General features: G+C 50.1%; 23 protein-coding genes, 1 tRNA gene, 1 other RNA gene and 1 other annotated feature. Of the genes, 3 read left to right on the forward strand and 22 right to left on the reverse strand.

Features of this window, described 5'->3' with window-relative positions:
* Positions 1–125: 125 nt before the first annotated feature.
* The 5 genes from SOW26_RS03395 to proS form a co-directional block, all read right to left on the reverse strand.
* Positions 126–365, reverse strand: a complete 240-nt coding sequence (locus SOW26_RS03395; RefSeq protein WP_154476634.1) for an RNA-binding S4 domain-containing protein — start codon at positions 363–365, stop codon at positions 126–128.
* Between the two features lie 175 nt (positions 366–540).
* Complete coding sequence (locus SOW26_RS03400) at positions 541–816, reverse strand: HU family DNA-binding protein (protein ID WP_154476636.1); 276 nt, start codon at positions 814–816, stop codon at positions 541–543.
* A gap of 190 nt (positions 817–1,006) precedes the next feature.
* A complete protein-coding gene (locus SOW26_RS03405; protein WP_276959909.1) occupies positions 1,007–2,749 on the reverse strand; it encodes a phospho-sugar mutase in 1,743 nt (580 codons plus the stop codon).
* 22 nt (positions 2,750–2,771) lie between these two features.
* Complete coding sequence (locus SOW26_RS03410) at positions 2,772–4,130, reverse strand: CCA tRNA nucleotidyltransferase (RefSeq protein ID WP_418896394.1); 1,359 nt, start codon at positions 4,128–4,130, stop codon at positions 2,772–2,774.
* 254 nt (positions 4,131–4,384) lie between these two features.
* The gene (gene proS / locus SOW26_RS03415; RefSeq protein WP_154476640.1) at positions 4,385–5,827 is read right to left on the reverse strand and encodes a proline--tRNA ligase; all 1,443 of its coding nucleotides are present in this window, start codon (positions 5,825–5,827) and stop codon (positions 4,385–4,387) included.
* Between the two features lie 64 nt (positions 5,828–5,891).
* Positions 5,892–6,099, reverse strand: a binding site (T-box leader).
* 248 nt (positions 6,100–6,347) lie between these two features.
* Between proS and SOW26_RS03420 the strand changes: the two genes are divergently transcribed.
* Positions 6,348–7,766, forward strand: a complete 1,419-nt coding sequence (locus SOW26_RS03420; RefSeq protein ID WP_276959912.1) for a rhodanese-like domain-containing protein — start codon at positions 6,348–6,350, stop codon at positions 7,764–7,766.
* A gap of 80 nt (positions 7,767–7,846) precedes the next feature.
* Here SOW26_RS03420 and SOW26_RS03425 read toward each other — a convergent pair whose 3' ends face one another.
* The 13 genes from SOW26_RS03425 to SOW26_RS03485 all read right to left on the reverse strand — a co-directional run bounded on the left by SOW26_RS03425 (position 7,847) and on the right by SOW26_RS03485 (position 18,962).
* A complete protein-coding gene (locus SOW26_RS03425; protein WP_154476644.1) occupies positions 7,847–8,296 on the reverse strand; it encodes a MarR family winged helix-turn-helix transcriptional regulator in 450 nt (149 codons plus the stop codon).
* Between the two features lie 61 nt (positions 8,297–8,357).
* A complete protein-coding gene (locus SOW26_RS03430) occupies positions 8,358–9,407 on the reverse strand; it encodes an NAD(P)H-dependent flavin oxidoreductase (RefSeq protein ID WP_320651893.1) in 1,050 nt (349 codons plus the stop codon).
* A gap of 8 nt (positions 9,408–9,415) precedes the next feature.
* Entirely contained in the window at positions 9,416–11,251 is a 1,836-nt protein-coding gene (locus tag SOW26_RS03435) for an acetyl-CoA carboxylase carboxyltransferase subunit alpha (protein ID WP_320651894.1), read from the reverse strand.
* A 12-nt stretch (positions 11,252–11,263) separates the two neighbouring features.
* Positions 11,264–12,607 carry an acetyl-CoA carboxylase biotin carboxylase subunit gene (locus SOW26_RS03440; RefSeq protein ID WP_320651895.1) on the reverse strand — a complete coding sequence of 448 codons (1,344 nt, stop codon included), beginning with the start codon at positions 12,605–12,607 and terminating at the stop codon, positions 11,264–11,266.
* Positions 12,608–12,615: 8 nt separating this feature from the next.
* Positions 12,616–13,044, reverse strand: a complete 429-nt coding sequence (fabZ, locus tag SOW26_RS03445) for a 3-hydroxyacyl-ACP dehydratase FabZ (protein ID WP_320651896.1) — start codon at positions 13,042–13,044, stop codon at positions 12,616–12,618.
* A gap of 16 nt (positions 13,045–13,060) precedes the next feature.
* On the reverse strand, positions 13,061–13,510 hold the full coding sequence (gene accB, locus SOW26_RS03450) for an acetyl-CoA carboxylase biotin carboxyl carrier protein (protein WP_320651897.1): 450 nt from the start codon (positions 13,508–13,510) through the stop codon (positions 13,061–13,063).
* Positions 13,511–13,521: 11 nt separating this feature from the next.
* Entirely contained in the window at positions 13,522–14,760 is a 1,239-nt protein-coding gene (gene fabF, locus SOW26_RS03455; protein WP_276960270.1) for a beta-ketoacyl-ACP synthase II, read from the reverse strand.
* 9 nt (positions 14,761–14,769) lie between these two features.
* The gene (gene fabG, locus SOW26_RS03460) at positions 14,770–15,510 is read right to left on the reverse strand and encodes a 3-oxoacyl-[acyl-carrier-protein] reductase (RefSeq protein ID WP_276960269.1); all 741 of its coding nucleotides are present in this window, start codon (positions 15,508–15,510) and stop codon (positions 14,770–14,772) included.
* Positions 15,507–16,445 (reverse strand): ACP S-malonyltransferase, encoded by a 939-nt coding sequence (fabD, locus tag SOW26_RS03465; RefSeq protein WP_276960268.1) that lies wholly within the window; start codon positions 16,443–16,445, stop codon positions 15,507–15,509. Before fabD ends, fabG begins: the two co-directional genes overlap by 4 nt.
* Before the next feature lies 1 nt (position 16,446).
* On the reverse strand, positions 16,447–17,373 hold the full coding sequence (gene fabK / locus SOW26_RS03470) for an enoyl-[acyl-carrier-protein] reductase FabK (protein WP_154476662.1): 927 nt from the start codon (positions 17,371–17,373) through the stop codon (positions 16,447–16,449).
* A gap of 28 nt (positions 17,374–17,401) precedes the next feature.
* A complete protein-coding gene (gene acpP, locus SOW26_RS03475; protein WP_276960267.1) occupies positions 17,402–17,629 on the reverse strand; it encodes an acyl carrier protein in 228 nt (75 codons plus the stop codon).
* Positions 17,630–17,678: 49 nt separating this feature from the next.
* Positions 17,679–18,773 carry a beta-ketoacyl-ACP synthase III gene (locus tag SOW26_RS03480; RefSeq protein WP_276960266.1) on the reverse strand — a complete coding sequence of 365 codons (1,095 nt, stop codon included), beginning with the start codon at positions 18,771–18,773 and terminating at the stop codon, positions 17,679–17,681.
* A gap of 51 nt (positions 18,774–18,824) precedes the next feature.
* A complete protein-coding gene (locus tag SOW26_RS03485; RefSeq protein ID WP_276960265.1) occupies positions 18,825–18,962 on the reverse strand; it encodes a hypothetical protein in 138 nt (45 codons plus the stop codon).
* 113 nt (positions 18,963–19,075) lie between these two features.
* On the opposite strand from SOW26_RS03485, the gene ssrA reads away from it, so the two are divergent.
* Both ssrA and SOW26_RS03495 read left to right on the forward strand, forming a co-directional pair.
* Positions 19,076–19,422: a transfer-messenger RNA gene (ssrA, locus tag SOW26_RS03490) on the forward strand.
* Positions 19,423–19,495 (forward strand) — tRNA-Ala (locus SOW26_RS03495).
* Positions 19,496–19,720: 225 nt separating this feature from the next.
* On the opposite strand, the gene SOW26_RS03500 is transcribed toward SOW26_RS03495, so the two are convergent.
* From SOW26_RS03500 to SOW26_RS03515, 4 genes are all read right to left on the reverse strand, one after another.
* Positions 19,721–20,800, reverse strand: coding sequence for a hypothetical protein (locus SOW26_RS03500; protein WP_276960264.1), 1,080 nt, complete (start codon positions 20,798–20,800; stop codon positions 19,721–19,723).
* 18 nt (positions 20,801–20,818) lie between these two features.
* Positions 20,819–22,120 (reverse strand): hypothetical protein, encoded by a 1,302-nt coding sequence (locus SOW26_RS03505; RefSeq protein ID WP_320651898.1) that lies wholly within the window; start codon positions 22,118–22,120, stop codon positions 20,819–20,821.
* A 366-nt stretch (positions 22,121–22,486) separates the two neighbouring features.
* Positions 22,487–23,740 (reverse strand): uracil permease, encoded by a 1,254-nt coding sequence (gene uraA, locus SOW26_RS03510; protein ID WP_154476672.1) that lies wholly within the window; start codon positions 23,738–23,740, stop codon positions 22,487–22,489.
* A 274-nt stretch (positions 23,741–24,014) separates the two neighbouring features.
* Complete coding sequence (locus SOW26_RS03515) at positions 24,015–24,827, reverse strand: AraC family transcriptional regulator (protein WP_276960262.1); 813 nt, start codon at positions 24,825–24,827, stop codon at positions 24,015–24,017.
* Positions 24,828–24,830: the final 3 nt, after the last annotated feature.

Genomic DNA, 24,830 nt, shown 5'->3' on the forward strand with positions numbered 1-24,830 from the left:
ATTTTTTTACTTCTTTTTTGGCTTCTTTTTCTTTTTTCTTTAAAAAAAATCTACAAAAACACAAATTGTAGTGTCGGCCGTCTGCATGCTTTCTAAATTTTGTATAGTAAATATGCACAACACCTTTACAGGTACCGAAAAAGTTCCTTTGCTTCCTCCTTTTTGGAGGTGTCCCGAATGTCCAGGACCTCTGCCCGAACACTCTGATTTCCAAACTGGATCTCTATAATATCTCCCGCCTTGACCTTCACGGAAGCCTTGGCTGTCACCCCATTGACGGTCACTCTGCCGGCGTCGCAGGCCTCGTTGGCCACCGTCCTTCGCTTGATCAGTCTCGATACCTTTAAAAACTTGTCTAGCCTCATCTTTCTTCTCCCTCTTCTTGTCTTCCCTCATTCCTGCCGTCGTCAGGCTCCTGCGCAGGCACAGGATTCTGACTCCCCGTGATCGCAGATTCCCGGAATGTCAAAAGTTACATTTCGCTGCAAAAAATAGAGAGTGGATCCCCACTCTCTACCTTCCTCTCTTCTTATGCAGTGATTATGCGTTCAGCGCATCCTTCAGTGCCTTTCCTGCTTTGAACTTCGGAGCCTTACAAGCCTCGATCTTCATGGTCTCGCCTGTCTGAGGATTTCTTCCTTCTCTTGCAGCTCTGTTGCTTACTTCAAAGGTTCCAAATCCAACCAACTGTACTTTCTCGTCTTTCTTGAGTTCTGCTGTTACCACGTCAACAAAAGCCTTCAAAGCCTTCTCTGAGTCTTTCTTGTTCAACCCTGCTGCCTCTGCAACTGCTGCGATCAATTCTGTTTTGTTCATGAAAAATATCCTCCTCTTATCTACCTTGTCGAATCCTGTCTTAATATATATTCAGATCCTCTGAGATGTTATCGGCTCCTTTAAAAAAAGAAACTCTTATAGGTATTGTTATACCTGTTTTCCCTCTGTTTGTCAAGAAAATTTCACCTGTCTCACGATTTTAAAGAAATTTACTGGTTTTCCTATCTGTTTACTTTTCTGACAGCATTGTGTCTATCATGGAAAGAACTTCTTTTCCCAGCGTATCGGATCTGTTCTGTGCATCTTCCAGGGACTCTCCCTTTACGCCATAGTAGAACTTCACCTTTGGTTCTGTTCCGGATGGGCGGACGCAAAGCCAGTTGTCTCCCTCCAGCTCGTAATACAGTACATTCGATACCGGAAGTCCGGTGTCTGTTGTTTCTCCCGTTCGGCAGTCCAGGATAACGGACGTCTGGTAATCCCGCACCCGTTCCACCTGATATCCTCCTACCTGCCTGGGCGGATTGGTGCGAAGGCTTCCCAGAATTTCCTGTATTTTCTGTAATCCTTCCATTCCCTGCAGAGTAATAGACTGGATATCGTCTTTGTAGAACCCATACTTTTTGTACAGATCCAGCATGGCATCCCACAGTGTCTTTCCCCGCGTCTTGTAGTACGCTGCCGCCTCGCACAGCGCCATGGTGGCCGCCACAGCATCCTTGTCTCTTGCGTAGGTACCGATCAGGCAGCCATAGCTTTCTTCAAACCCAAACAGGTAACTGCCCTTTCCTTTCGTTTCAAAGCCCAGGATCTTCTGCCCGATAAATTTGAATCCCGTCAGAACTTCCATCAAGCCGATCCCATATCCCTTGGCGATGGCATCTGCCAGGTTGGAGGTTACGATCGTCTTGATCAGGTATCCGTCCTCCGGCAGTCCCAGCTTCTCTTTTTTCTGTCCGATCTCATAGTCTGCCAGAAGACAGCCGGACATATTCCCCGTCAGCTCCTTATAGGTCCCCGTCGCCGTATCTTTGACATAGACGCCAAGTCTGTCTGCATCCGGGTCGGTGGCCAGAACCAGATCTGCATCTACCTTCTCTGCCAGCTTCAGTCCCAGCTCAAACGCTTCCTTTGCCTCCGGGTTCGGATAGGAAACGGTGGGGAAGTCCCCGTCGGGGAGTTCCTGTTCCTTGACCACATAGACGTTTTCAAAGCCCAGCTCCGCCAGGATCCTTCTCACCGGCAGATTTCCGGTGCCGTGCAAAGGACTGTAGACGATCTTCAGTTCTTTTCCCATCCGGCAGATGGCATCCTGATGCAGGATCAGTTTTTTCAGTTCTGCCAGATAGCCGTCGTCGATCTCTTTTCCGATGGTGATATACAGGCCTTCCTTCGTAGCTTCCTGCAATTCCATCGTTTTCAATGTATCATAATCCCGAAGGGCGTTCACCTCATCCATGATTCCTTTGTCATGGGGCGGCGTGATCTGTGCTCCGTCCTCCCAGTACACCTTGTAGCCGTTGTACTCCGGCGGATTGTGGCTCGCCGTAATGTTGATGCCTGCAATACATCCCAGAGTTCTGACTGCATAGGACAGCTCCGGGGTGGGACGAAGAGATTCAAACACATAGGCCTTGATCCCGTTGGCCGCCAGACAAAGCGCTGCTTCCCGGGCAAATTCCGGAGACATTCTCCTGGAATCGTAGGCGATGGCCACTCCTTTCTCCTGCCCGTCTTTCTTCCTGATGTAGTTAGCCAGTCCCTGTGTTGCTTTCCTGACAGTATATACGTTGATCCGGTTGGTTCCTGCTCCTATGATCCCTCTTAATCCTGCCGTTCCAAACTCCAGTTCCTTATAGAAACGCTCCTGTATCTCTTTCTCATTTCCTTTCAGCTGCTGCAGCTCCTTTTTTGTCTCCTCATCAAAGCACGGCTGGCTCAGCCATTCTTCATACTGTTTCATCACTTCCATAGGCCACCTCCTTGTGGGTTCATTATATACCATCCTCTTTCTGTTGAAAAGATTCTTTTCTTTGAGCGGCAAGCTCCGTCAACTTTTCCCGGGAATTCCATTGCGGATGTTCCAACACCTGCTCCAGCATCCACTCCAGCGTTTCTCCCATCTCTTTCCCCGGCTGCATCCCCATCGCTATCAGATCTTTTCCCGAAACCGCCAGCTCTTTCAGGGATACACATTCTTCTTTTTGAATGATATCCTCGTAAATCTCCTGAACCCGCCGCAGATTCTCCAGCTTTTCTTCTCTCTTATAACTGCTCTGTGCCAGGGTATCCGCCATTCTGACCTTCAGGTAGTCCAAAAACAGATCTTTCCCGATCCGGTGCATTCCTTTCCTGACGGCAAGAGGCTCCGCCTTTATCCTATCATCATGAAAGCGGATCAGTTTCGTTACCTTCTGCCGGGTTTCATTGTCAAACTTCAGCCGCTTCAAAATATGTTCCGCCATTTTTTCACTGACGGCTCCATGTCCTTTGAAGTGCGCCACTCCGCTTTCATCCATGGTTTTTCTGGCTGGTTTTCCGATATCGTGCAGCAGCATGGTCAGACGCAGACTTTTTTCCGGCAAAATGTTCTCCATACTGTGTACGGTATGCAGCCCTACGCTGCAGTTGTGATGCGGCGTTTCCTGTTCGGTTTCCATCATCGCATCAAACTCCGGCAGGATAGCGCCTGTGATCCCCAGCTCATAGCCTTTCAGGATCATTTGCGGATTGGGCGACGTTACCAGCTTGACCAATTCTGCCTGGATCCGTTCTGCGCTGATCTCCCGGAGAGTTTCTGCCAGCTCCTTCATGGCAAAAGCCGTTTCCGCTTCCACCTGAAATCCCAGTTGCGCCGCAAACCGGATCCCTCTTAAAATGCGGAGCGCATCCTCTCTGAGGCGTTCCCTGGGGTTTCCCACGCACCGGATCCTGCCTTCTCTTAGATCCTGTATTCCCTGAAAACAATCCACCAGCCCTCTTGTGGGATTGTATGCCATCGCATTGATGGTAAAGTCTCTTCGGCGCAGGTCTTCCTTCAGGCTCTTGGTAAATTCCACATGGTCCGGATGGCGTCTGTCCGAATAGGTTCCGTCAATCCGGTAGGTGGTTACTTCAAAGCTCTCTTTTTGCAGCCGCACCGTCACCGTTCCGTGTTCGATACCGGTATCGATGGTTCTGGAAAACAACCCCTTTATCTCCTCCGGGGAGGCCGACGTGGTCACATCCCAGTCCTGCGGCCTTCTTTTCAGCAGCGTATCCCGCACGCAGCCTCCCACCGCATAGGCTTCATGCCCGCTTTCCTCCAGCCGGCTTATGATCTGCCTTACCTTCTCCGGTATGTCTATCTCCAGTTCTTTTACAGGCGTTTCTATCCGTTTTTCCTGCTCCATTTTTCCCTCCCCCATCTCCCCGGAAAGTCCCTTGTCCCTTTCCGTCCGACACCAGAAACTTTTCCTCTTAGCATACGGGGACGGAAGAGTCTTCCTGCTCCCCGTCCCCTCTTTTTGCAAGGTTCTTCCCCAGATTCCTGTTTGCCGAAACTGCCGGGCTCTCTCTTCTCCTGCCGGGCGATGCGCTTTGGCACCTTCGGTAATATCCGGCAAGCTTAATAGGATTTTCCCCAGTATGCCATATGCTTCGCCGGCTTGCCACACCAGATACAGGTATCTGAAATCATTTCTTCATCTTCGATCAGACATCTGGTGGAAGCTCCTCCGGTTACATATTTTACTTCTCCTTCACATTCCGGATCCCCACACCAGCATGCTTTTACAAATCCGCGGTTTGCCTTGAATTTTTCTTCCATCTCTTCCATGGTCACTGCTGTGTCAATATGGCTGTCCAAAAATTCTTTGGCGCGGTCATACATATCCTGCTGCTCCTGCTCCAGGATCTCCCGGAGTCTTACGCTTATGGCATCCAGAGAAACCACTTCCTTTTCCCTGTTGTCACGACGGACTACGATCACCTGATTGTTTTCGATATCCTTCGGTCCGATCTCGATCCTGGTGGGGATTCCCAGCATTTCCTGCTCGGAGAACTTCCATCCGGGGCTCTTCTCGGAATCGTCGATCTTCACCCGGTATCCTGCCTTCTTCAGCTCATCCAGCAGAGCGTAGGCTCTATCCAGAACCCCTTCCTTATGCTGTGCGATAGGGATAATACGGCATTCCACAGGTGCCACATGCGGCGGAAGCACCAGTCCGCTGTCGTCTCCGTGTACCATGATCAGCGCTCCGATACTTCTGGTGGACCATCCCCAGGAGGTCTCATACACACTGTGCAGCTCGTTGTTTTTGTCTACATATTTGATATTAAACGCATCCGGGAATCCGCTTCCGAAGAAATGACTGGTAGCGGACTGCAGCGCCTTTCCGTCATGCATCAGCGCTTCAATGGTGTAGGTATCCTGTGCTCCCGCAAATTTTTCGTGCTCCGCCTTTCTTCCTGAAACAAAAGGAATGGCAAGCGTATCACGATAACAATCCTCATACACTTTCAGCATCTGGATGGTCCGCTCCTCTGCCTCCTCATAAGTGGCGTGGATGGTATGGCCTTCCTGCCACAAAAACTCTCTGGAGCGCAGGAACGGTCTGGTGGTCTTTTCCCAGCGAAGCACTGAATTCCACTGGTTCCATACCTTCGGCAGATCCCTGTAGGACTGCACTGTTCTTGCCCACAGGTCGCAGAACAGCGTTTCTGAGGTCGGACGAATGCACAGTCTTTCCTGCAGCCTTTCCATTCCTCCATGTGTCACCCATGCAACCTCCGGAGCAAATCCATCTATGTGATCCGCTTCTTTTTCCAGCAGATTTTCCGGGATCAAAGTAGGAAGGTAAACGTTTTCTACTCCCGTTTCCTTAAATCTTCTGTCCAGATCCGCCTGGATCAGCTCCCAGATCGCATAACCGTTGGGCAGATAGTTCAGACAGCCCTTCACACTGGAATAATCGCAGAGCTCTGCCTCTCTCACCACATCTGTGTACCACTGCGCAAAGTTCTCGTCTCTGGACGTAATGCTTTGTACTAACTTCTTGTCTTTTGCCATAACTGTTCTCCTTTTCTGTTTGATATACGATAAGGAAACGCAAAACGCCGAATCCTGCGCTCCCCAAAGGGACCGAAGGACTCGGCGGTACCACCCTAATTAACTGCACTTTTGCAGCTCTCTCTGCTTGCCGTTAACGCCGGCATCTACGCTGCACTTTCATGCAGTGGCTCCAAGGCGGGTTCCAAAAGACTTCTGCGGGAGCCTCTCACCTATCTGACTCCCTCTCTGGCGCAGGTTTCTCCTGTACTGTTCCTCTTCATCGCCGTTTTTGATCATGCTTTATTCTAATAGGTGCCGTCTTGTTTGTCAAGCATTCTTCCCGCCTGTGGCTTTCCTGCGTTTTTCTATTTCCTCTCCGTTTTCTCTTTTTTTCCAGACAGACCCTTCTCTTTTCCGTCTTATTTTATTTTTCTATAATTGTGTATGGTTCATAGAAATTATCAATTTTCCTCCCTTTTTTGTTTCTGCTATACTATTTAGGCAAAATGCAATGTCTTAACAGTAAGAGGAGGACTATATGAAAAAAAGACAGCTCAGCCTGATACTGGCTGCTGCACTGACGGTAGGCTTATTATCTGCCTGTGCAGGAAAAAAAGAAGAGACTGCTTCTTCCGAAAAAGCAGAAAAAGTCACTTATGAAAGTGTCTCCACAGAGGATCTGGAGAACGCACTGAAAGAAGAGAACACCATCGTGCTGGACGCCCGTTCCCAGGATTCTTACAGCGGCTGGGCCTTAAACGGCGATGCACGCGGAGGACATATTCCGGGAGCCGACCTTTTTTCGGCCTTCTGGCTGACCTGTGACTATGACGACAAGGAAAACCTGGAGGGTCTGACCCGGAAGGAAGTTTTGAAAAAAGCTTTAAAAAACAAAGGCATCACCTCCGACAAGCAGGTGATCGTCTATGACACCAACGGAAAGGATGCCAAGGAAGTCTGCGATTACCTCGCAAAGCAGGGCATCAAACAGCTTTCCACCTATGACGCCAAACAGTGGCTGTCCGATGACTCCAAAGAAACCGAATCCTACCTCAACTACGATATGTATGTTCCAGCCAGCGTCGTAAATGAAATCGTTTCCGGCAACATACCCGAAGGCTTTACTGCCTCTGATAAGATCGTGGTGCTGGATGTCAGCTGGGGAAGTGAAAAAAAGAGCGGCTACCTGGATGGACATGTGCCCACTTCCGTGCACATCAACACCGACAGCTTTGAGCCGCCGAAGGTCTATGCCAATGACATCGAAGAATGGCGACTGGCCGATCCTGCCACCCTGGAGGCTCTTCTCCTGAAAAACGGGATCACAAAGGATTCCTGTGTCATCGTCACAGGTCCCGAACCCATGGCAGCCTGCCGTATGGCCGTAATCTGCAAATATATGGGAGTAGAGGATGTACAGGTGATGAGCGGCGGTCTGGTCACCTGGAGGGGCGAAGGCTACCAGCTGGAAAAGAAAGCCAACAAGCCGGAGGCAGAAAGTGACTTCGGCACGGAGGTTCCCGCCAATCCGCAATGGATCACCACCATCGAACAGGCGAAAGAAGGACTTCAGGATCCCGGCAGCATTCTGGTGGACAACCGTACCTGGGAAGAATACATCGGAAAAAGTTCCGGCTACGACTACTATGATGTTGCCGGAAGGATCGAGGGCGCCGTATTCGGCCATGCCGGAATCGGAAGCTCCAGCTCTGTCTATTACTATCGGAATATCGACAAGACTATGCGGACCTCTTCCGACATCCTGAAGCTTTGGGAAAAAGACGGGATCGATCCCCAGAAGCACCTGATGTTCATGTGCGGAAGCGGATGGCGGGCCGCTGAGATCCTGTGGGACGCCAAAGTCATGGGACTGGAAAATACGTCTCTTTACAGTGACGGCTGGATCGCATGGAGCAACGAAGGAAATCCCTACGTAACCGGAGATCCCACAAAATAAGACACCTGCTCCTAAACAAAATAAAAAAGCATCTCAAACCACACCGTCTTCTTGCTCCGGTTGTGGAATGGATGCTTTTTTTATTTTGCCGGTACATAGCCTGTAAAAAACTCTGTCAGTGCGTCCAGCGTCTTCATCAGCACCGGAAGCTCCTTCTCGTCCAGCCGTTCCAGGATTACTTTGGTCATCTGCCGGTGATAGTCCTCGTGGTGGAGGTAGGCTTTTCGCCCCTTCTCTGTCAGTCGCACATAGACGACACGTCTGTCCGTTTCACTTCTTTCCCGTTTTACGTATTTTTTCTTTACCAGACTGTTCATTGCCGTAGTCAGGGAGCCCACCGTGATGTTCAGCTTTTTGGCCACCATGGACATATTGCTGTCCTCCCCCAGCCCGATCGCCTCGATCACGTGCATATCGTTGTTGGTGATATCCCTGAATTCTTCCGTAATGATCGCCTTTTCCTCCAGTTCCCAGATTTCGTTGATCAGGTTTACCAACACCTCATTGATGGTCCTGTATGCATCCTCCATGAATAATATCCTCTCCTCCTGCAGCTTTTACCTCTCTTCGCAGTCTATAGTATACTCTCCCTTACACCAAAGAAGCAATCACTTCTTTTACCCCTTCCATTTTTTTCACCGACGCTACGTTTCCTCCGCAAAACAAAAGGCCTTCTTCTATGTCTCCCTCAGCGGCGCGGATCAACGCCTCGGTAATACAGTAAGGCGTACTTTTAGGATGGCAGCTTTTCAGACACCGGGTACAGCCGGCGGGCGGAATCCTTTCTGTTTTCAGCCTTTTCGTCAAGGTATTGGAGATGGCTCTTCCCGGCATTCCCACCGGACTTTTGATCAGCTCCACCTCTTCTTTCCCGGCCGTCACATACCTTTCCTTGTAGCGGGGATGTGCGTCACATTCCCAGGTGGCGATCAGCCTGGTGGCCACCTGTATTCCGTCTGCTCCCAGACGAAACGCTTCCTCTGCCTGACTTTTTTCTCCGATTCCCCCTGCCAGGATCACGGGAATAGGAACCTGGTAAGCATTTTCATAGCCCTTCGCCACTTTCATGATCTTTCGGATCTCCGTTTCGTATCCCACTGTCTGATAGAGGTCAAGCTGCTCCTTCTGAAATCCCAGGTGTCCTCCGGCCATAGGCCCTTCTATGATTAAAAGCTCCGGCATTCTGCGGTATTTCCTTCCCCAGTACTTCAGAAGGATTTCTGCCGATCTGGCTGTGGAGACGATCACCCCCAGACAGATCGGGGAGTCTTTTACATATCCCGGCAGATCCATGGGAAGCCCCGCACCGGATATGATCAGGTCTGCTGAAAGCTCTTTTGCCTTTTCCACAGATTCCCTGTAGCAGGACATGGCCGTCATAATATTAAAGCCGATCCAGCCTTTTCCTGCGATTTCCCTTGCCTTCCGGTATTCCCGCTCCATGGCAAGCAGATTGGCTTTTTGCGGCTCTTTCCGAAAGTTCTCCTCCCGGAATCCGATCTGTGCCGCCGATATGACGCCGATCCCTCCTTCTTTTGCCACAGCGCCCGCCAGACCTCCCAGACTGATGCCGATCCCCATTCCTCCCTGCAAAAAGGGACGTTCCACTCTTCGCCCTCTAATCTCCAGTTGCTTTGCCATAGTTTCTCCTACATCTTCCGAAATCTTTCATATCGTCTCTTTCTCAGTTCCTCTGCACTCAGCCTTTCCTGCCGATTAAAAAAGTCGTGCAGCTCTCTTCGCAGCACAGTCGTTACCGGCTCCATCGTTTTGGCAGTATAGGATTCCGGTTCCCGGATGATTTTTTCTACCGCTCCCATGGCATACAGATCTTTTGCCGTCAGCTTCATCATTTCGGCCGCTTCCTTTGCCCGGCTTCCATCCTTCCACAAAATACTGGCAAACCCTTCCGGGGACAGAATGGAGTAAACGGCGTTTTCCAGCATCCATACCTCGTCTGCCACTGCCATTCCCAGGGCCCCGCCGCTTCCGCCTTCTCCTATCACGATGGCTACCACCGGCACTTCCAGATCCGAAAACTCTGCCAGGTTCCTTGCAATCGCCTCTCCCTGACCTCTTTCTTCTGCAGAGGTCCCACAAAAGGCTCCCGGCGTATCCACCAGACAGACAATGGGCCGGCCGCACCGCTGTGCCTCCTTCGCCAGCCGCCTTACCTTTCGGTACCCTTCCGGCATGGGCATTCCGAAATTTCTTTCTACATTTTCCCTGGTAGTCCTGCCTTTTGCCTGAGCGATCACTGTGACCGGGCGCCCCAGAAAGCTTGCGATCCCGCCCAGGATCGCCCTGTCTTCTCCCGATTCCCGGTCTCCATGCAGTTCAAAAAAATCCGGAAACAGAGCATCGATGTAGTCCCTTGCCACCGGGCGGTCTTTTTTTCTGGACAGCTTTACCCTTGCCCAGGCGCCTTCCTTTTTTCTGCCCGTCGTTTCCTCTTTCCTGTCTGTTGTCCGTTCCCATCTCGCAAGAGCTTCCCTGCCGCTTCCTTGTCTGAAGTCCGCAAGATCTCCCTCTGCTTCTGATTCTCCTGTCGCTGTCCCGGCTGTGTTTTCTTCGCCCTCATATCCGGACCCCAAAACCTCTTTGACGGTGCCCTCCTCTGCCTTCCTGCCATGAAGCCGCAGGAGAAACCCAAGGGTCTCTCTCATCTCTTCTCTTTTGACGATTCCGTCCAGAAATCCCTTTTCCAGCAGAAATTCCGATTTCTGGAATCCTTCGGGAAATTTCCCCCCTATAGTCTGTTCTATGACTCTTGGCCCCGCAAACCCGATCCGTGCCCCGGGCTCTGCCAGGATCACATCTCCCAGCATGGCAAAGCTTGCCGTAACCCCTCCCATGGTGGGATCTGTCAGCACACTGACGTAGAGGTTTCCGGATTCCTTGTGTCGTTTAAACGCCGCTGCCGTCTTTGCCATCTGCATCAAAGAAACGATCCCTTCCTGCATCCTCGCTCCGCCGGAGCAGGTAAACAGTACTACCGGCAGTCCTTCTTTGGTGGCTCTTTCTGCCAGTCGGGTGATCCTTTCCCCCACTGCATAGCCCATACTGGCCATCAAAAACCGTCCGTCCAATGCTCCGACAGCCACCGGCTGTCCGCAAATTGATCCTTTTCCCGTGATCACCGCCTCTGTCAGTCCCGTTCTTTTTTGCAGCTCCTGCTTTTTTTCTTCATATCCGGGATACTCCAAAGGGTCCGACACCGGCAGTTCCTCTTTCCATTCTTCAAAACTGTCTTTGTCCAGTGTGATCTCCAGCCGCCTTTTCGCAGAGATATGAAAATAGCCCCGACATTTCGGGCAAATGTACTGCTGTTCTTTTACATCCTCCGTTAAGATGGCTCCGCCGCATTTCGGACATTTTTTCAGCAATCCTTCCGGCACTTCCGGAGTCGGACTTTTTCCCGGTGTGACATGGCTTTTCTTCCCGATCTGAAAAATTGGTTTTTTAAATACGCGATCCAGTTTCATCCCACTCACCTCTTACCAGTCTTTCTGTATCTGCTCAATAAATTCTACATCCGTCTCCCCTGCCAGATAGCGGGGATGGCTCATGATCCCATACTGGTAATCCACATTTGTATCGATCCCTTCTACGATCACCTCTCCCAGGGCACTCTGCATCCGACAGATGGCTTCCTGCCGGCTTTCCCCCCACACGATGACTTTTGCGATCATGGAATCATAGTAAGGCAGCACCTCATATCCGCTGTATACTGCCGTGTCGATCCGCACTCCCATCCCTCCCGGAAAATGGAGACCGGTAATGACTCCCGGTGACGGGCGAAATCCCTTCTCGGGAACCTCCGCATTGATCCTACATTCAATGGCATGTCCTTTCAGTCGGATATCTTCCTGTAAGATCGACAACAGTTCTCCCGATGCGATCCGAATCTGCTCTTTTATCAGGTCCACCCCGGTCACCCACTCTGTGACCGGATGCTCTACCTGGATCCGGGTATTCATTTCCATAAAGTAAAACGCTCCCGTCTCCTCCAGAAGAAATTCTATGGTTCCTGCATTTTCATATCCGGCGGCCTTCGCCGCCTTCACTGCCATCTTTCCCATCTTTCTTCTCAGCTCCTCCGACAGTGTAGCGCAGGGTGCCTCCTCTATCATCTTCTGATGATTCCTCTGAATCGAACAGTCCCGTTCTCCCAGATGAATCACATTCCCATATTTGTCTGCTAAGATCTGAAATTCAATATGTCTTGGTTTTCGGATATAGCCCTCCAGATACATAGTATCATCTCCGAACGCCTGCCGGCTTTCGGTCTGTGCTGTCAGAAACTCAGAAGAAAACGCCTCCTCTTCCCATACGACCCGCATTCCTTTTCCTCCGCCGCCCAGCGCCGCCTTCACCATAACCGGATATCCGATCCTCCTCGCCGCTTTTTTCCCTTCCTCTACCGTCCGGATCGGCTCTTTGCTTCCGGGAATCACCGGGATTCCTGCCGCCATCATGGTTTTCCTTGCTTCCTGCTTGTCTCCCAGTTTTGCGATCACAGCGGAAGGGGGGCCCACAAAGCAGATCTTGCAGGCCTCGCACAGTCCGGCGAACTTACTGTTTTCCGACAGAAAGCCAAAGCCGGGATGGATCCCTTCCGCCCCGCTTGCAATGGTGGCGCTCAAGATGGCTTCCATATTCAGATAGCTGTCCTTTAAGGCCGCCGGTCCGATGCAAATAGCCTCGTCTGCCAGCTTTGTGTGAAGAGCCTCTTTGTCTGCCTCCGAATAAACTGCCACTGTCTCGATCCCCATTTCCCGGCAGGCACGGATGATCCGCACTGCAATTTCTCCACGGTTTGCGATCAATAGCTTTCTCATTCCATCACCTACCCTACTACAAAAGTCAGTTCTGCGCTGACAACCGTCTTTCCTTCTACGCTGGCAACCGCTTCTCCCACGCCTACCGGCCCTTTTTTCCGGATGATGCGGGTTTCCAGACGCACTTTATCTCCCGGGGAGATCTTTCCTTTGAACCTGCACTTGGAGATTCCTCCAAAATAAGCGGTTTTTCCCTGATTTTCCTCACAGCTTAAAATAGCCACCGCTCCGGTCTGCGCCAGCGCTTCTACCGTCAGGACCCCCGGCATCACCGGCTCTTCCGGAAAATGCCCCTGAAAAAATCCTTCTCCGTAGGAAACACACTTGTATCCCACTGCATATTCTCCCGGCTGATAATCCTCCACATAGTCCAGCAGCAGGAACGGGTAGCGGTGCGGCAGGATCTCTTTGATCTGCTGAATGTTCAGTCTGTTCATCGTTTTCTCCTTCTTCCTAACTTTTTATCCGAAACAACGGCTGCTGATATTCCACCAGCTTCCCGTTCTCTGCCAGGATTTCCAGGATCTGTCCGTCGCAGTCGCTTTCGATTTCATTCATCAGCTTCATTGCCTCGACGATTCCAAGGATCTGTCCCTTTTTGACCCGGTCTCCCACCTGTACATAGGGAGCGGCATCCTCTGCCGGCGCCGCATAAAAGGTTCCCACCAGGGGAGAGGTCACCACATTTCCCTGGATTTCTTCCGGCTCCTGCCTCTTTTCTTCCGTACCGGTCGTCTGCTCCCACCGGACCTGTTCCGTTATCTTTTTCGGCAGTTCTTCCAAACCAATCGGTTCTTTTTCTTTCCGTAAATGCAGTCTCACTCCATTTTCTTCATACTCCAGCTCCGAAAGCCCGGACGCCGACATGGAAGAAATCAATTGCTGCAGCTGTGTCACTTCCATCTCTTTTCCCTCTACCCTTCATACTGCTTTGCCAATAAAGTTGCATTGTGCCCGCCAAATCCCAGAGAATTGGACATTGCAAAGCGGACGTTTCTTTTTACCGGACTTCCAATAGCATAGTTCAGATCACATTCTCCTTCCGTTTCCCTGGTTCCCATCGTCTGATGGATCAGGCCGTTTTCCAGAGTTTTCATGCATGCCACAAATTCAATGCCGCCTGCTGCCCCCAACAGGTGGCCTGTCATGGATTTGGTAGAATTGATCACTACCTGATCTGCCCCTTTTCCCAGCGCTTTTTTAATGGCTCTTGTCTCAAACAGGTCGTTATAGTAGGTGCTGGTTCCATGGGCGTTGATGTAGTCCACGTCCTTTCCTTCTATCCCGCCTTCTTCCATGGCCAGCTCCATTGCTCTGGCTGCACCGCTTCCATCCTCGCAGGGAGAGGTGATATGGTATGCATCTGCCGTTGCCCCGTAACCTATCAGTTCTCCGTAGATTTTTGCCCCTCTCTTTTTGGCATGCTCCAGCTCTTCCAGAAGTACCACGCCAGCCCCTTCTCCCAGTACAAAGCCGCTGCGGTCTTTGTCGAAAGGGATGGACGCCCGAAGCGGATCCACCTGTTCTGACAGGGCAGTCAGCGCCATAAAGCCTGCCACTCCCGTGGGACAGATACAGCTTTCCGCTCCTCCTGCCAGCATCATGTCTGCATCCTGATACTGAATGGCGCGAAAAGCGTCTCCTATGCTGTTGGTTCCGGAAGCGCATGCCGTCACCACGCTGGTACATTTTCCACGAAAGCCGGTCTGAATGGACACGTTGCCCGCTGCCATGTTAGAGATCATCATGGGAACCAGAAGAGGGTTTACCCTGCCGGGACCCTTTGTCTTTAGTTTTTCGCAGGCCGTTTCCACCTGTGTCAGACTTCCGATTCCTGAGCTGATGATGATCCCTGCGCGAAACGGATCCTCCTCTTCCATAATAAGTCCGGCATCCTCCACAGCTTCTCTGGCCGCCGCCACGGCATATTGGGAAAACAGTTCCATCCTTCTTGCCGCCTTTGCATCCATCCTGTCTGTCGGCGAAAAATCTTTGACCTGCGCTGCCAGTTTTACTTTATAGTCCGCAGTGTCAAATCTTGTGATCCTGTCGATCCCTACTTTGCCCCTGCACAGGCCGTCCCAGTAGTCTGCCACCGTATTTCCTATCGGGGTTACTGCTCCCAGTCCTGTTACCACCACTCTTCTTTTCATGCGTCCTCCTTACATTGCGATCCCGCCGTCCACCTGGATCACCTGTCCTGTGATATAGTCTGCCTCTTTGGCTATGAGAAATTCTACTGCCGCTGCCACATGCTCCGGCCGGCCAAATCTTCCCATCGGTATTTTCTTTGCCGCCATATCCCTGACGTTTTCCGAAAGGTCTTTGGTCATGTCCGTCTCAATAAATCCAGGCGCCACCGCATTTACTGTGATCCCCCTGGAAGCCAGCTCCTGCGCCGCCGTTTTGGTCATCCCGATCAGTCCTGCCTTTGCCGCCGCATAATTTGCCTGACCTGCATTTCCTGTGATCCCTACTACAGACGCAATATTTACGATCCTGCCTTCCCGCCTCCGGACCATCTCTCTAGCTGCAAACCGCATGGTGTGAAACGCTCCTTTCAGGTTGACTTCCAGCACCCGGTCAAACTCCTCTTCCGTCATACGCATCAGCAGGTTGTCTCGTGTGATCCCTGCGTTGTTGATCAACACATCGATCTTGCCATAGGTGTCCAGAATCATTCCCAGCATTTTTTGTGTTTCCTTCCAGTCAGAAACGTCACAGGACCAGATCTTTGCTTCCGCTCCCCTTTCCTGCACCTGCTCTGCCGTTTTTTCCGCCCCTTCCCGGTTCCCCTGATAGTTCAGGATCAGGACGGTATCTTTTTTTGCCAGCCTGACTGCAATCGCTTCCCCGATCCCTCTGGATGCTCCGGTGATCAGGATCACTTTTTTGTCCGTCATGCTTCCTGCCTCCTTTGTCCTATTTTTTCTGTTATCGTCTCCATATCTTCCCATGTTGCAATATTATAAACAGGAATCTCTGTTTTCATTTTTTTCAAAAATCCGGCCAAGGTGTTGCCCGGGCCGATCTCTATCACAGCCTCCACAGCTTCTGCCTGCAAAGTTTTCATACTCTGCATCCAGAGAACCGGATGGCTGATCTGGCGGATCAAAAGCGGACGGATCTCTTCCTTCTTCGTTACTTTTTTGGCCGTCACATTGCTGATATAAGGAACCTGCAGGTCCTGGATGGGAATTTCTCTCAACTTCTGTTCCAGCCTTCTTCCTGCTTCTTCCATGTAAGGAGAATGAAAAGGGCCGCTTACCTCCAGAAACAATGTCCGTCTGGCGCCTGCTTTTTTCAACACCTCTGCGGCTTCCTCTACCGCTTTTCTTTTTCCGGTAATCACAATTTGCCCCGGACAGTTATAATTAGCGACAGTGACTCCTTCTACCGACGACAAGGCTGCTTCCAGACGGGTTTCCTCCAGTCCCAAAACGGCGCACATAGCTCCTTCCCCTGCCGGAACCGCCTTCTCCATCAAAAGGCCTCTTTCCCTGACCAATCGGACAGCATCTGTCGTTGTCAGCCCTCTTCCCTCTGTAATGGCTGCATATTCTCCCAGACTCAATCCGGCTGTCACTTCCGGCCGGATTCCTCTGCTTTCTATCTCCCGAGTCATGGCAAGCATGGTAGTAAGGAGAGCTGCCTGGGTATACTCGGTCTTTTTCAAAAGCTCCTGCCCTTCCAGGCATAGTTTCCTGATATCCAGCCCGATTGCCTGGGACGCTTCCTCGTACACCTCTTTTGCAAAATTTCCTTTTTCGTAAAAATCCATTCCCATTCCTGTTTTCTGCGTACCCTGTCCCGGATAGATAAATGCGATCTTTCCCATACTATTCTCCCTTTAACAGTCTTTTGGCTTCCCGTGTGATCCCTTCCAAGATCTCCTGGCAGGACAGTTCTTCCCGGATCAATCCTGCGATCTGCCCTGCCATGATACTGCCTTGTTTCACGTCTCCTTCTACCACAGCCTTCCTGAGACCGCCCAGCGTCAGATATTCCAGCTCTTCCAGGGTAGCTCCTTGTTTTTCCAGCTCCAGATAGGTTTTCGTCATCTCGTTGCGCAGAGCCCGTACAGGATGTCCTGTACTCCTTCCCGTCACCCTGGAATCAATATCTTTTGCTTTCAGGATCCGTTCTTTGTAGTTTCCATGTACCTGTGACTCCTTTGCCGTCACAAAGCGGGTTCCCATCTGAATCCCCTGTGCGCCTAAAAGAAAAGCTGCCGCCATCCCTCTTCCGTCTGCGATCCCCCCGGCTGCTATGACCGGGATCTGTACCGCATCCACGATCTGCGGAACCAGCGCCATGGTGGACGTTTCTCCAATGTGTCCACCTGCCTCACAGCCTTCTGCCACCACCGCATCCGCTCCGCACCGTTCCATCCGCTTTGCCAGTGCTACAGACGCCACTACCGGAATAACCCGGATACCTTTTGATTTCCACAGCCTCATGTATTTTTCAGGGTTTCCTGCCCCTGTCGTAACCACCTTTACGTCCTCTTCCGCCACTACTTCTGCCACTTCGTCGGCATAGGGGCTCATCAGCATCAAATTGACTCCCACCGGACAGTCCGTTTTTTCTCTTGCCGCTTTGATCTGTTCCCTTACCCACTGTGCCGGTGCATTTGCGGCTCCGATCAGCCCCAGCCCGCCGGCTTCTGACACGGCGGCTGCCAGATGGTGCTCCGCTACCCAGGCCATTCCTCCCTGTACGATGGGATATTTTATTCCTAACAACTTGGTGACTTCTGTCTGCATCTGTTACAACCTCTTTCCTTTATTCTTCTTATCCTTTGTGCTGTTCTATGTAGGCCATCACATCCCCCACCGTGTCCATCTGCTCCAGATCTTCTGTGGGGATCTCGATCCCGTATTCTTCCTCCAACGCCATCACCATCTCAAACAGATCCAGGGAATCCGCTCCCAAATCTTTCTTAAAAGAAGATTCCAGTGTAATGCTGCCTTCCTCTACTCCCAAATTTTCTGCTACCAGCTTTCTTACTTGTTCAAACATCCTTGTTCCTCCTTTTTTGTATCATTTATTCATAAACCAAATGATCGGTTTATTTCCACTCTACAATAACGGCTCCCCAGGTCAGCCCGGCCCCAAATCCTGCCAGTATCAGTTTGTCTCCCTGCTTGAGCTTTCCGTCTCTGTTCATTTCGTCTAATAGAATGGGAATACTGGCAGAGGATGTATTCCCATATCTGTCCAGATTCATGGGGAATTTTCCAATCGGTTCCTCCATCCGTCTTGCAACGGCCTCTACGATCCTACGATTCGCCTGATGCAGGACATAATATCGAATCTCCTGCTTTTCCAGACGATTCTTCCTCAGAACCTCCTCCATTACTTCCGGAACCTTTTTTACTGCGAATTTAAAGACGGCCTGCCCGTCCATCTTCATAAAGTAGGCAAAAGACTCTTTCCGGTCTTTTGGGATCTCACAAAACGCCTCTTCGTTCCTATCTTTATCCGACGGTAGACTGTTCTTCGTTCCTGTGACGGCAAATCGCTCCCTTCCTTTCCCGCCTCCCAGGAAAGGATGTTCCGTCTGACACAGGTTACTATGCACTCCGTCATTCCTGCTTCTGCAGGTCAGAGCTTCTCCCTTTTCTCCATCGGAATGGATGACCGAAAGGTAGGGACAGCTTATGCTTTTTTGAAGAAGGACGGCTCCTGCCCCGTCCCCGAACAGGATGCAGGTTCCTCTGTCCGTCCAGTCGGTGATGTGGGATAGACACTCGCTCCCAATGACCAGCACCGTCTGATATCCTCCCGTTTCCAAAAGACTTTCTGCCACATGATATGCCAGTACAAATCCGGTACAGGCTCCATTTATATCAAATGCAGCGGCATGCTGTGCCTGCAGCAATTTTTGCACTCCACAGGCAGTCCCCGGAAAGACCTGCTCTCCCGATATGGTGGCCACCAGAATCAGATCCACCTCTTCCGAGGAACATTTTGCCTGTTCCAACGCTTTTTTCCCCGCCTGATATGCCATCATAACTGTAGTTTCTTCTGCTGCGATCCTCCGTTCCCGGATCCCGGTCCGTTCCCGGATCCACTGGTCGCTGGTATCCACCCAGGTACTTATCTGATCATTGGTGATCCTGCACTTTGGAAGACAGGATCCTGTTCCTGCTATGATCGCCATGTTTTTCTCCTTGTTGATTTGATTTTATTTTGATTTTCATATATTTTTACTTTAATATATTTTGACTATCAAAGTATATGCCTGTCTGCTTTTCTTGTCAAGCCCTTTTTCATGGAACCCCTCTGAGAACTTTTTCGAAGAACCCTTATAGGCCCCCTCTTTTCTGCAGGTCGGTAATTTTTTCTCCATGCCGACAACCTTTTTTTCCATGATAATTGACAGATTTCTTTTTATCTCTTATACTGAGAAATGATCATTGCATCAGAAATGGGAAACAGAAGGAATCTCTTCTATCCGTATTCGGGCTTGTAATGGTTTCGACGGGGATCAGGAAGTCGAGGAAGCCATCCGTAGCGGGACACTACGTTAAAAGTTCCATCTAAATATAAACGCAGATAATAAATTAGCGTACGCTGCCTAACAGGCAGTAGTCGGTCCAGGGTCATCCGCTGCTTTGGGTACCGGCTTCAACGAGGCGGAGCACTTCGTTTCCAAAGCTTTGAGGAAATGGAAGATCTTATGAAGCTACTGAAACCGGAAACCTGTCATTAGGTGTCCGGCAGAGGGAATGTCAGATTAATGACTGTGATGGGAGATGCTTTGATGAAATGATGTTCGGACGCGGGTTCGACTCCCGCCAGGTCCATCCGGGGCATTAGCGCAGTTGGGAGCGCGCCACAATGGCATTGTGGAGGTCAGGGGTTCGAATCCCCTATGCTCCATTGATGAACAAGGCAGAAGGTCAGGAATTTTGTGAAAACAGAGTTTCTGATCTTTTTTCATTTTACAGAGGCACTTTTCGGTGAAGGGAAACAAAAAGCCCCGGGGGCGGTTTGGAACCACACGCCCCTGGGACATTCTGTTTTCGCATTTCGCTCTGTCTTTTACTTTTTTATATAACCAGCCACAGGCTCTTATCCTCTCCTGTATCTGTCGGATACAGGCATTTACCCGATCCATGCTCCATTGGCTGCAAACCGGTAATTACGTCCGCCCACTGAGATCGTGGCATTCGCTGCCATGGCTCCGCTGCCTGTCAGGTAATACCAGGTATTTCCCTGCTGCAGCCAGCCTGTCATCATAGCTCCGCTTCCTGCCATGTAATACCAGTTGCCTCCATCGTTGATCCAACCGGTCTGCATGACTCCGTTTGACGCCATATAATACCAGGCTCCGCCGGCGTTGACCCAGCCGGTTTGCATCGCTCCGCTTCCTGCCATATAGTACCAGGTGCCGCCGTCGTTGACCCAGCCGGTCTGCATCGCTCCACTTCCTGCCATATAATACCAGGTGCCGCCGTCGTTGACCCAGCCAACCTTCATATTGCTATTCACTTTGTCAAAGAAATAGTAGACGCCGCCGATCGCTTTCCAGCCTTTTGCAGACTTATTATCGTTTTCAAAGTAATACCACTGTCCGCCATCCTGCAGCCACTGATTTTTCACGGCATACCCTCTTGCGTCAAAGTAGTACCATTCTCCTTCGATCTGCTTCCATGCAGAAGCCGGATAGCTTCCGTCTGCATTTCTGTACCATCTGCCGGTTCCGTCTATCTGCCAGCCTTCTTTGTTGTCCGCATCCGGGGTCTTGATCTTCTTGTATTCGTATACAAATTCTCTTCCTGCCCCAATAAAGTCTTTATCCCCTTTCGGAATCGTCGGCTCTGAGAGAAGCTCATAGCCTTTCAGCTCCTTCTTCTCAATGGGATATTCGGAGATCATATGATATTCGTAGCCTCTGAAGATCTCCGGCTCTACGATATCTTTTTTTGTCGCAGCATCTATGTAGCGTACCTTGATCTCTCTGATATCCTCTTTTCCTGCCGGGAAGAATCCGGTTTCCCCGGTAATCCCGTTGTTGAGTACCTGCAGCGTTGCTACCGGCTTCTCTAAAAAGTTTTTTCCATCCAGTGCAACCTGGAGTGTGTAAGTTTTATCCGTTCCCGCTAATCTTGCCGGAAGTATTTCGATCAACTGTGTGTTCCCTGAACCGATCACACCCGTTTTATACTTGTAGGCAATTCCCAAGAAACGATTGCTGCCATCTCACTCCGGTACGTGGATTACCGGCCATACAATGCCGTTCTCATCCACTGCACGAATCTTTGTTTTCGTATCATCCAGATTGGTTCCGCTTAATTTCAAATGGACTTTCAGTTGTCCCAGAGACTTGCGGACCGTTACCACTGCATGGGTAGAGGTTGCTCCCTCCTCTGAACCGGATAATACACTGATGCTCATATGACTTAAAGTCTGATCCCCGGCGGTCTTTCCCTTGGGAAGTACAGACACTACGGCCGCCTTTGCCGGATTTTCCACCGTCGGCTCATAAATCGGCACTTTGTCTACCTCTACCTTCAGCAGATAACTAATGGTGTTGTCTGTTTCGTTGGCCGGCAATGTATAGGTCAGAGTCGGCTCTGCTCCCGGTGTTACTTCAATGGGGATTTCTGCCGGAGATGTTTCTGCTCCCCGGATCAACTTGGCCTGGATCTGATCTTTTGACAAGGTGTCCAGCCGAACGCCCTTCAGGGTAGCCACCACCTGACCGCCTTCTGCTGAGAGGATGCCCGGTGTTACCTGGATATCATCTACATGAGGTCTTGACATAACCGCCCATTTAAAGTCTTTCACAAGCTTTCCGTCCGCCGTTTTCAGAGCTCCCTCTTTTACATAGAGAGCCGTGTCCGCCTTTGCATCGTATTTCTGGGCCAGCTTGATGGTCACGGTCTTTCCTTCTACCGTCACAGTGTCTGCCGCTTCCAGATTCCTGCGGTTCGCCTGATCGTCTCCATCCGATGCCAGATAGATCAGCGGCTTGATCTTCTCTGCTTCTCCTCCGGCTGTCACATCCTGCTCAAAGGTTGCCACCACCGTTGTATCGTCTGTCATGGCAACTGTGGAAGGCAGCAGCGAAACGGTGCTTGCCGCTTTCCCATCCTGCATGACCTTTAACTGCTGTATCTCGCTACCGTTTGAATCGGTTACCAAAATGCGATATTCCAGGCCGTTTTTCATTTTGTTGATCGGTATGGTAATAGTCGCTCCATCCGCTCTTTTTTCCTTTACTGCCGCCGGATATCTTCCCGTCATCTCCATGTTTCCGTCCTGCGTGTATGTTTTTACGTCTACATTCCACGCATCTGCCGTCAACCCCTGTCCGTTCAGAGTCAGCGTCACATCTCCCCCTGCTTCTCCAATCTGTGTTGGATTTACGGAAGCTGTAATCGACTGATCCTGATTCGTGACAGCCCCTGACTCTTCAGGTTCCGCCGCCCGTACTGCCAGACCGCCCTGCGAAAACAACAGAACGCCCGCCAGCACAAGACTGACCAGTTTCTTTCTCATGTTCTTCCCTCCTCGTGTGTTTTTGTTCCCTCTCGATTTTCTCGAAAATAAACTTCCTTCTCATTATAGCGGATGTTCTCTTCTCTTTTCTACCATTTTACTTATTGTTTTTTCTGATAAGGCCTTCATTTATAGGTATTTTCTATATGTGCTTATAGGAAAATCCCGATAATGCAGGCAGAAATACCGACGCAGATTCCCCCTTCTATCAAGCAGTTCTCTGGATCTCTGACAGTCAAAACTGCCGCTCCCCAAAGGAGCAGAAAAGAGGGACGGATTCTATCCCGCAGGAATACAATCCGTCCCTCTTTTCTCTCTTTCTTCCCTATGATTCCTACAACATTCCGAATCTGAAATCTCGTTTCTTTATCTGTCATTTGTCAGTTTTAACCGATCCAGCACATGGAAGATCAGGCTCAGCACCATTCCTACCACGCAGGCCAGCACCATTCCCTTTAGCTGAATGCTGCCCATTTTTACCATAACGCCAGACAGACCCGTCACAAATACGATAGAGGTCAGCGTAAGGTTCCTGGATTTTCCATAATCCACTTTTGAATCTACCAGAATGCGGATTCCGGATGCTCCGATCATTCCGTACAGCAGAAACGAAATGCCTCCGATCACAGGATTGGGAATCGTCTGGATCAGGGCGGACAGTTTTCCCACCAGGGAGCAGATGATAGAAAGGATGGCCGCTCCGGCAATCACCCTGACGCTGTAGACTTTCGTCACAGCCATGACTCCAATGTTTTCTCCGTAGGTCGTCGTCGGCACAGATCCAATCAGACCTGAAATCATGGTGGACAGGTTATCTCCCAGCAAAGATCTGTGCAGTCCCGGATCCTTCAGAAGGTCTTTTCCTACGATCTTACTGGTCACTACCTGGTGTCCGATGTGTTCCGAAGCGATCACCAGCAGCACCGGAAGGATGATCAAAACAGCTTCCAGACTGAACTTTGGTGTCTGAAAGTTTGGCAGAGCGAAGAAAGGAGCTGCTTTGACTGCCGAAAAGTCTACCATTCCTGTTGCGATCGCCGTTACGTATCCTGCAACCACTGCGATCAGGATCGGGATGACCGATAAAAATCCTCTGAACAGTACCGTTCCAAACACGGCAACTCCCAAAGTCACTGCAAATACCAGCACATTTGCCATGGATATTTTTTCATCCAGAAGTCCCGCATTCTGTGCGGCTGTTCCCGAAAGTTCCAGTCCGATCAGTGCTACCACCGGTCCCATTGCCGCCGGCGGAAGTACCACATTGATCCATTCCGAACCGAATTTATAGATAATGAGAGCCAGGATACAGCCTCCCAGGCCGACTACCACGAATCCGCCCAATGCATACGGATACCCCATTTCACTGATCACCACTCCTGCCGGAGCCAGAAATGCAAAGCTAGAGCCCAGGTAGGCCGGCGCTTTTCCTTTTGTGATGGCAATAAACAGCAGGGTCCCCACTCCGTTCATAAACAGAACGATTGCCGGATTGATCCCAAATAAAAAAGGTACCAGCACTGATGCTCCGAACATTGCAAACATGTGTTGCAAGCTTAGCGGAATCAACAGCTTTGCCGGTACCCGGTCTTCCACCTGGATAATTTCCTGATTTCCCATAATTTACCCTCCTAATATCTCATTCCTAAATTGTAGCCTCAACTATTCTATCACACAGTCTGGGGGAAGAAAACAAATTTTTGGAGAATCGTCAAAAGAGAGTCTGTTCTCCATTCTATTCCGCTTTGTGTCGGATTAAAAAAGTAAGTGAAAACACGCGTCTGGCAGAGCAGAATTCATATGCCTTATCAAACCCTCCTTTTTCAAGAAGGGCTTGAATCAGCGTATAAATTATGTTGCCTTTTCTCCTGCAGATCTGATTGTTAAACACTTCCTATCTCTTTCTGTATTTACTTGGCAATGTCCCATATATTTTCTGAAAAGCCTTAGAAAATGCCTTGCTATTTGGAAATCCATTATTCACCGCAATATCTACGATCGGCATTCTTGTACTGCGCAGATCCCTATAAGCGTGTTCTAAGCGGATATTTGTCAGGTATTCTTTATAATTGATCTTTACGTCTTTTCGGAACATTCGGGATAGATAAGTAGCGGAATACCCAAATTTCTGTGCCAACTGCTCCAACGTCAGCTCCCTGCTGTAATTTTCTTCCATGTAAGTGATAATTTCCGAAAGCCTTCCCGTCTGTTTCCCTTCTTTCAGCCCCTCTATTTCTGTCATTTTCCTATACTGTGTTACCAGCAAATAGAGAATCTGATAAAACAAGCTTTGTACACGAAATTCAAATCCTTCTTTTGTTTCCTGATAAGCCTGATACATCTGCCGAATCAGCTTCATAAAAGTTTCATCTTTGTTTTCTTCCTCTTGTTCGAAGCAGATCCGATGATCCTCTGACAAATATTTTCCAAACACGTTCAGCGGGATCTGTATCACTATCATTTCACCGAATCTGTCTATTGCCACTGCATGAATATCATTGGAATTTACGATCAAGAATTCTCCCTCCGAAAGATCTTTTCCCCTATCATTCACATAACATCTTACCTTTCCACAAAATACGGCTACAATCTCAATAGCATTATGCCCATGCTTTTCCCAGATAGATTTTTCTTCTCTTCCTGTCCTTTTCAATAATCTGAATGGAAATTCGTGCTGTATTTCATTTGTTCCAAGAAAATGCTCCATCTG

It is taken from the genome of Suipraeoptans intestinalis (assembly GCF_034091795.1).
GTDB classification, from domain to species: Bacteria; Bacillota; Clostridia; order Lachnospirales; family Lachnospiraceae; genus Suipraeoptans; species Suipraeoptans intestinalis.